Below are 6,787 nucleotides of genomic sequence, written 5' to 3' on the forward strand. Positions count from 1 at the left end.
ACTTCGAGCTGGCCGAGCAGACCGAACCGCCGCTGACGACCGTCCGCCAGCCGATGGAGGAGATCGGCCGGACCATGGTGCGACTGCTGCTGGAGGAGATGGACCAGCCGCAGGTCGCGTGGCGTCATGTGATCCTGCGGACGCAGCTGGTGGTGCGCGAGTCGGCCTGAGGCCCCTTCGCACACCACGGCGGCGGCCCCGACACCCGGGCCGCCGCCGGCACGTCCGGAACAGCGGCGGCCGGGACCGTTCGGTGGCGGGCCGCAGGAGCGCCCCCGGGTGAACCGGCCCCCGTGCAGGTGCTGTTGCGTCTGACCACCCTCAACCGACCTGCCGATTCGGAATCCGTGTCACGCATTCCGTCCGATGGCTTGTCAGGGACACGGCGACGCTCTTACAGTCCCCTACTAACCAAACCATGGGAGCGCTCCCATAGATCGAGTGCCGGTTGCGGCTTCCGCGACCGCCCCGACCCGGACCGCCACGGCGCCACACCCGCACCCCCTTCCGCACCCCGCAGGAGACAGACCCCCACCGGAAGACAATCCCCGCACAGGCACAGGAGACACCATGACCCGAAGCAGGAAACAACTTGCCTCCCTGGCGACGGTGCTCGCGACGCTGTTCGGCGCCATAGCCCTGGCATTATTCGGCCAGGGCAACGCGCAGGCACACGGCGTGACGATGACGCCGGGGTCGCGCACCTACCTCTGCTGGCTGGACGCCAAGACCAGCACCGGATCCCTGGACCCGACCAACCCGGCGTGCAAGGCCGCACTCAACGAGAGCGGCCCGAACTCGCTGTACAACTGGTTCGCCGTACTCGACTCCAACGCCGGTGGACGGGGTGCGGGTTACGTCCCGGACGGGAAGCTGTGCAGCGCCGGCGACCGGTCGCCGTACAACTTCACCGGGTACAACGCCGCGCGCTCCGACTGGCCCCGGACCCACCTGACGTCCGGGAACACGATCCAGGTCCAGCACAGCAACTGGGCGGCGCATCCGGGCTCCTTCCGGGTGTACCTGTCCAAGCCCGGCTACTCACCGAGCACCGAACTGGGTTGGGACGACCTGGAGCTGATCGACACTGTCACCAATCCGCCCGCGACGGGCTCGCCGGGTACCGACGGCGGTCACTACTACTGGGACATGGCCCTGCCCTCGGGCCGCTCGGGTGACGCGGTGATGTTCATCCAGTGGGTGCGCTCGGACAGCCAGGAGAACTTCTTCTCCTGCTCCGACATCGTCTTCGACGGCGGCAACGGCGAGGTGACAGGCATCCGCGGCTCGGGCAGCACGCCGACGCCGGACCCGACCGACCCGACTCCGACGCCCACACCGACCGACCCGCACACCGGGTGCATGGCCGTCTACAGCGTCACCAGCTCCTGGGGCGGCGGCTTCCAGGGGTCCGTCGAGGTCATGAACCACGGAACGACGGCGCTCGAGGGCTGGGCCGTGCAGTGGACACCCGGCGAGGGCACCACCATCAGCAACGCGTGGAACGGGGCCTTGACCAAGGGGTCCGACGGGGCGCTCACGGTGCGGAACGTCGACTACAACCGGACCGTCCCACCGGACGGCAGCATCACCTTCGGGTTCACGGCGACATCGACCGGCAACAACTTCCCGGTGGGCTCGATCGGCTGCGTCAACCCGTAGGGCCTCTCGCTCGGATCATGCGATGCACGCGTGCCGGTTCCCGCAGCATGCGGGAACCGGCACCGTCGTGCGGCAGGAGCCCGGACGACCGTCTTCGGCGTCGGTGCCGGCGGTCGTGCGGCAGGGGCCCGGACGACCGTCTTCGGCGTCGGTGCCGGCGGGGTCAGGCGAGCTTCAGGGTCCGCCCCGCGGTGATGCTCCGGGACGACCGCGCAGTCGCGAAGGTGTAGGTCCCCGGTACGAGGGTCCAGGTGCCCGAGGACCACACGGTGAGGTCCTGAGCCCGGATCGTGAGACGGAGACGCCGACTGCCGGCCGGGGGCAGGGTGACCTTCCGGAAGGCGACCAGACGACGCTGTTCCGCCGCTGCCGCGCCCGGGAGCGTGGCGTAGACCTGGACCACGTCGGTGCCCGGGCGCCGGCCGGTGTTGGTGACGGTCACGGCGAGGGTGACCGTCTCCGCGGCCCTGTCGTAAGTGGCTTCGACGGAGCCATGGGCGAAGGTCGTGTAGGAGAGACCGTGGCCGAACGGGAAGCGGGGCTCCTGCCGCATCATGTCGTAGAAGCGGTATCCGACCGCCGTGCCCTCGGTGTGGGCGACCGTGCCGTTGATGCCCGGGTAGGTCGCGGGCGTGGTGCCCGGCCCCTGGGTGGCGTCGACGGGGAAGGTGACCGGGAGGCGTCCGGCCGGGTCGCTGTCGCCGAAGAGGACGGCGGCCAGGGCGGTTCCCGTACCGCGGCCTCCGTACCACGCCTGCACTACGGCCTCGACGTCGCCCAGCCAGGGGGTGGCGACGGGCCCGTCCGTGTTGAGGACGACGACGGTGCGCGGATTCGCGGCGGCGACGGCGGTGATCAGGTGGTCCTGGTCGCCGGGCAGTTCGAGCCGGTCGTGGTCCATGGCCTCGCCCGCGACCCGGTTGACGAAGACGACGGCGGCGTCGGCAGCGCGGGCCGCCGTCACCGCCTCGGGGATCAGCGAGTCCGGCTGCCAGCCGAGGGTCAGTCCGCAGGTGCCGGTTTCCGCGGTGGCGTTGGTGTAGGTCATTTCCACGGAAACGGCGCGTCCGGCGGTCAGTTCGACGGTTCCCTGGAGCGGATAGTCGTAGGGGCCGAGGAAGAAGCGGCGCATCTGCCGTGTGCCGGAGGCGACCGTCCTGCCGTCGATGCCGAGTGATGCGGTTCCGGCGGGCAGCAGGGAGAAGCGGTGGAGGCCGGTGGTGGTCGGGGTCAGCGTGCCGGTCCACTTCGCGGACCACACCTGCGGGAGGTTCCCGACGGGCGGCGCGGTGAAGTCGATGGTCGCCTCGGTGCGGGTCGCGACCGGTGTGCCGGTCGCGTCGGAGCCCGCGTAGTAGGTGACTGTCAGGCCGGCCGCTCCGGTGGTGGTGCGCAGAACCGCCGAAGGGACCGGGGGGAGGGCGAGGTCGCCCCTGGTGCCCTGGGCGTGTGTGACCTTCACCGCCGTTCCGGCGCGGGCGCGGATCGCCTGGAGCGGGGTGGTCCAGGTGCCGGGGTCGACGTAGGTGGAGCCGGACACGCCGGTGAAGGTGTCGGTGCCTGCGGGGCCGATGACCGCCAGCGACCTCAGAGTGTTGGGCAGAGGGAGTGCCGAGGACCGGTTGGTCAGCAGCACGGTGGAGGCTACGGCGGCTTCGTGGGCGAGGTCCTTGTGCTCCCGCGTGCTGACCTCGTCGGCGGGGGCGGGAACGGGGTGGTCGATGAGGCCGTTGGCGAACATGGTGACGAGGACGCGACGGGCGGCGTCGTCGAGCCGGGCGGCCGGTATCGATCCGCCGGTGAGCGCCCCCGCCGGGATCTGTACGGCGCCGGGGCCGAGGCCGGCCAGGTCCATGCCGGCCCGGGCGGCGGCGACCTGGTCGTCTCCGGCCCAGAAGTCCGGCACGGTGTAACCCTGGAGCCCCAGGCCCGTTTTCACGTCGTCGAACAGGGCGGGGTTCCGCGTCGCGAACGTGCCGTTGATCTTCGGGTACGCCATCATCACCGAGGTGGTGGGAGCGGCGGCGATCACGCGTCGGAACGGCGCCTCGTAGACCTCGTGCAGGGCGCGGTCGCCGACCCGGGTGTCGGTGAAGAAGCGGTTGGTCTCCTGCGTGTAGGCGGCGAAGTGCTTGACGGTGGCCGTCACGTGCTGGGACTGGATGCCGACGGTGAGGGCCGCGCCCAGTTGTCCGGCAAGCAGCGGGTCCTCGCCCATGGCCTCGGCCTGCCTGCCGAAGTGCCAGGTCCGGATCAGGTCGACGGTGGGGCCGAGCAGGTTGTTGTACCCCTTGCCCCGTCCCTCGGCGCCGATCGCCTCTCCGATCCGGCCCGCCAGGTCCTCGTCGAAGGCGGCCGCCTGGGCGACGGGGACCGGGAACGCCGTGACCCCCGTCTCACCGCGCAGGCCGGCCGATGCGTCGGCCATGGTCAGGGCCGGGATGCCCAGGTGCGCGAGGGTGGCGAAGTCGCACCGCACGAGGGCCTCCTTCTCGGCGTCCGTCATACGCGCGAGCAGTGCGTCGGCCCGGTCCTGAGCGGCGCTGCCAGGGGCGGCGTGCGCGCTCCCGACGGGCGCCGCACAGGCGGCCAGGGCGGTGAAAGCGGCGGCTGAGAGGAACGTTCGTCTGTTCACAGCGGCTCTCCTGAGTGACATGGCGGCTGCGGAACACGCCGCCTCGGGGGTGGGCGAAATGAGGCCGGCCGAGGGTCAGGTCCCCGGCCGGCCCCGGCTCGGGGTCGATACGGTCTCCGGGCGGTGGCCGGTCAGGCCGCCTCTGCGGGGCTCTGCGTACGCAGGACGTGTTCACCGGGCCCCAGCGGAAGCGGTGCGCGGCCGGGGAGTTCGGCGGTCGCCGTGCAGCCGTCCGGCACCGTGATGCGGGCCGTCATGCCGTTGGCGGCGAGCTCCCAGGACAGTGACGCGGTGCCGTAGGGCGTCTCGTGGCGGGTCGTGGCCCAGGTGATGCCGCCGCCGGGGCGGGGACGGAAGGCGATGCTCCGGTAGCCGGGGGCGGTGGCGGTGATTCCGCCGACGGTCCGGTGCAGCCAGTCGGCGACTGCGCCGAGGGCGTAGTGGTTGAAGGAGGTCATGCCGCCCGGGTTGAGGGTGCCGTCGGGGCGCAGGCTGTCCCAGCGCTCCCAGATCGTCGTGGCCCCCATGGTCACGGTGTAGAGCCAGGAGGGGCACTCGGTCTGCAGCAGCAGGCGGTACGCGACGTCGAGGTGGCCGACGTCGGTGAGGGCGTCGCAGATCAGAGGGGTTCCGACGAAGCCGGTGGAGATGCGGGCGTCGTCGGCGAGGACGAGTTCGGCCAGGCGGTTGCCTGCCGGCGCACGCTGCCCAGCTGTGAGCAGGCCGAAGACGAGGGCGATCGCGTATGCCGTGGCGCTGTCGCTGGTCAAGTGCCCCGACGGCGTGACGTATCGGCGCCGGAAGGCCTCTGCCACCTCGTCCGCGAGCAGCGAGTAGCGTGCGGCGTCCTCCTGCTCGGCCAACTCGGCTGCGGCGAGGGCGAGGTGACGTGCGGAATGGGCGAAGTAGGCGGTGGCCACGAGGTAGCGGTCGGTACGGCCGGCGGCGGGGTCGTCGGGCGGTGCGGCCGGGTCGAGCCAGTCCCCCAGCTGAACTCCGGTGTCCCAGAGACGAGTCGGTCCTGCCCGGCGTTCGACCAGGTCGACCCATGCCTTGGCCATCGGGTAGTGGCGGCGGAGGAGTTCGAGGTCGCCGAAGCGCTGGAAGAGCGTCCACGGAGTGAGGGTGGCGACGTCGCCCCAGGCGGCCCCGGGGTGGATCGGCGTCCACATCGGCTCACCCGGGATGACGGGGACGTACCAGGGGATCGTTCCGTCGGGGAACTGTTCCAGCGCGACGTCGGTGAGCCATGAGTCGAGCAGTCCGGAACAGTCGTAGAGAAAGCCGGCCGTGGGGGCGAACACCTGGATGTCACCGGTCCAGCCGAGGCGTTCGTCGCGTTGGGGGCAGTCGGTGGGCAGGTCGACGAAGTTGCCGCGCATGCTCCACACGACGTTCTCGTGCAGGCGGTTGACCAGGGGATCACTGCACTCGAACCAACCGGTGCGGCGCATGTCGGTGTGGTGGACGCGGGCGGTGACCATGCCTGGCGTCAGCCGGCCCGGCCAGCCACTGATCTCGGCGTAGCGGAAACCGTGGAGGGTGAAGCGGGGTTCCCAGGTGAGCGGTCCCGTCCCGGCAAGGATCAGGGTGTCGACGGAGTACGCCTCGCGCAACGGGCGGGTGGCCGGTTCACCGTCCTGGAGGACCTCGGCATGTCGGAGGGTGAGGGTGGTGCCGGCCGGGCCGTCGACCGTGACACGGAGGCGGCCGACGAGATTCTGGCCGAAGTCGAGCAGGTGGCGGCCGTCTTCGGAGCGGGTGACAGCGACCGGGGCGATCTCCTGCGTGCAGCGTACGGGCGGTCCGAGAGGAGCGACGAGGGTCGCGGGGTCCCGAGTGCCGGTGCGGACGGTGGACCACTCCCCCGTGCCGGCGCCGCGGGGAGTGGCCCAGTCGGGGTCGTGGAGACGGGCGTCGAAGGTCTCTCCCTCGTACAGGCCGCTGGTGAGGATCGGCCCGGGTGCGGCGGTCCAGGTTCCGTCCGTGGCGACGACGCATGTGGTGCCGTCCTCGTACGTCATTTCCAGCTGCGCGATGAGCGACTGGTCGGTGCCGTAGATGTTGCGGGTGCCGCCGTCGAAGCCGTACTTGCCGCGGTACCAGCCGTCGCCCAGCCAGGCGCCGATGGTGTTCGCTCCCTCGGTGAGATGGGCGGTGACGTCGTGGGTGCGGTAACGCAGACGATGCGGATAGACCGTCCAGCCGGGGGCGAGTGCCTCGTCCCCGACGCGGTGGCCGTTGATCTCCACCTCGTACAGGCCGTGGGCGGTGACGTACAGACGGGCGCGGGCGACGGGACGGCCGAGGTGGAAGTCCTTGCGGACCCGGGCGGGGCGGCGATCGGCCTCCGGGTCCTCGTCCCAGTCGGCGCCCACCGGTACCGCCAGCCAGTCGACGGGATCGAGGAGTCCGGCCTCGACGGCGTTCGGTGCGCTCCATGCCGACGGTTCTCCGTCCGCGCCCGGGGCGCGGACGGAGAACCGTCGG

At 71.3% G+C, this 6,787-nt stretch carries 4 protein-coding genes; 2 read left to right on the top strand and 2 right to left on the bottom strand.

What is annotated here, in order from left to right:
- Together JGS39_RS35375 and JGS39_RS35380 are read left to right on the top strand one after the other, a co-directional pair.
- Window positions 1-170, top strand: a 170-nt coding sequence (locus JGS39_RS35375) for a substrate-binding domain-containing protein (protein WP_219573862.1), incomplete at its 5' end; no start/stop codon positions are given.
- Window positions 171-570: 400 nt separating this feature from the next.
- Window positions 571-1,662, top strand: a complete 1,092-nt coding sequence (locus JGS39_RS35380) for a lytic polysaccharide monooxygenase auxiliary activity family 9 protein (RefSeq protein ID WP_219573859.1) — start codon at window positions 571-573, stop codon at window positions 1,660-1,662.
- A 163-nt stretch (window positions 1,663-1,825) separates the two neighbouring features.
- Here JGS39_RS35380 and JGS39_RS35385 read toward each other — a convergent pair whose 3' ends face one another.
- Both JGS39_RS35385 and JGS39_RS35390 read right to left on the bottom strand, forming a co-directional pair.
- The gene (locus JGS39_RS35385; protein WP_219573860.1) at window positions 1,826-4,297 is read right to left on the bottom strand and encodes a beta-glucosidase family protein; all 2,472 of its coding nucleotides are present in this window, start codon (window positions 4,295-4,297) and stop codon (window positions 1,826-1,828) included.
- A gap of 131 nt (window positions 4,298-4,428) precedes the next feature.
- Window positions 4,429-6,787 (bottom strand): family 78 glycoside hydrolase catalytic domain (locus tag JGS39_RS35390; protein ID WP_219573861.1); only part of this gene is annotated, 2,359 nt, incomplete at its 5' end.

The sequence above is a fragment of the Streptomyces poriferorum genome, from assembly GCF_019399235.1.
Lineage (GTDB): Bacteria > Actinomycetota > Actinomycetes > Streptomycetales > Streptomycetaceae > Streptomyces > Streptomyces poriferorum.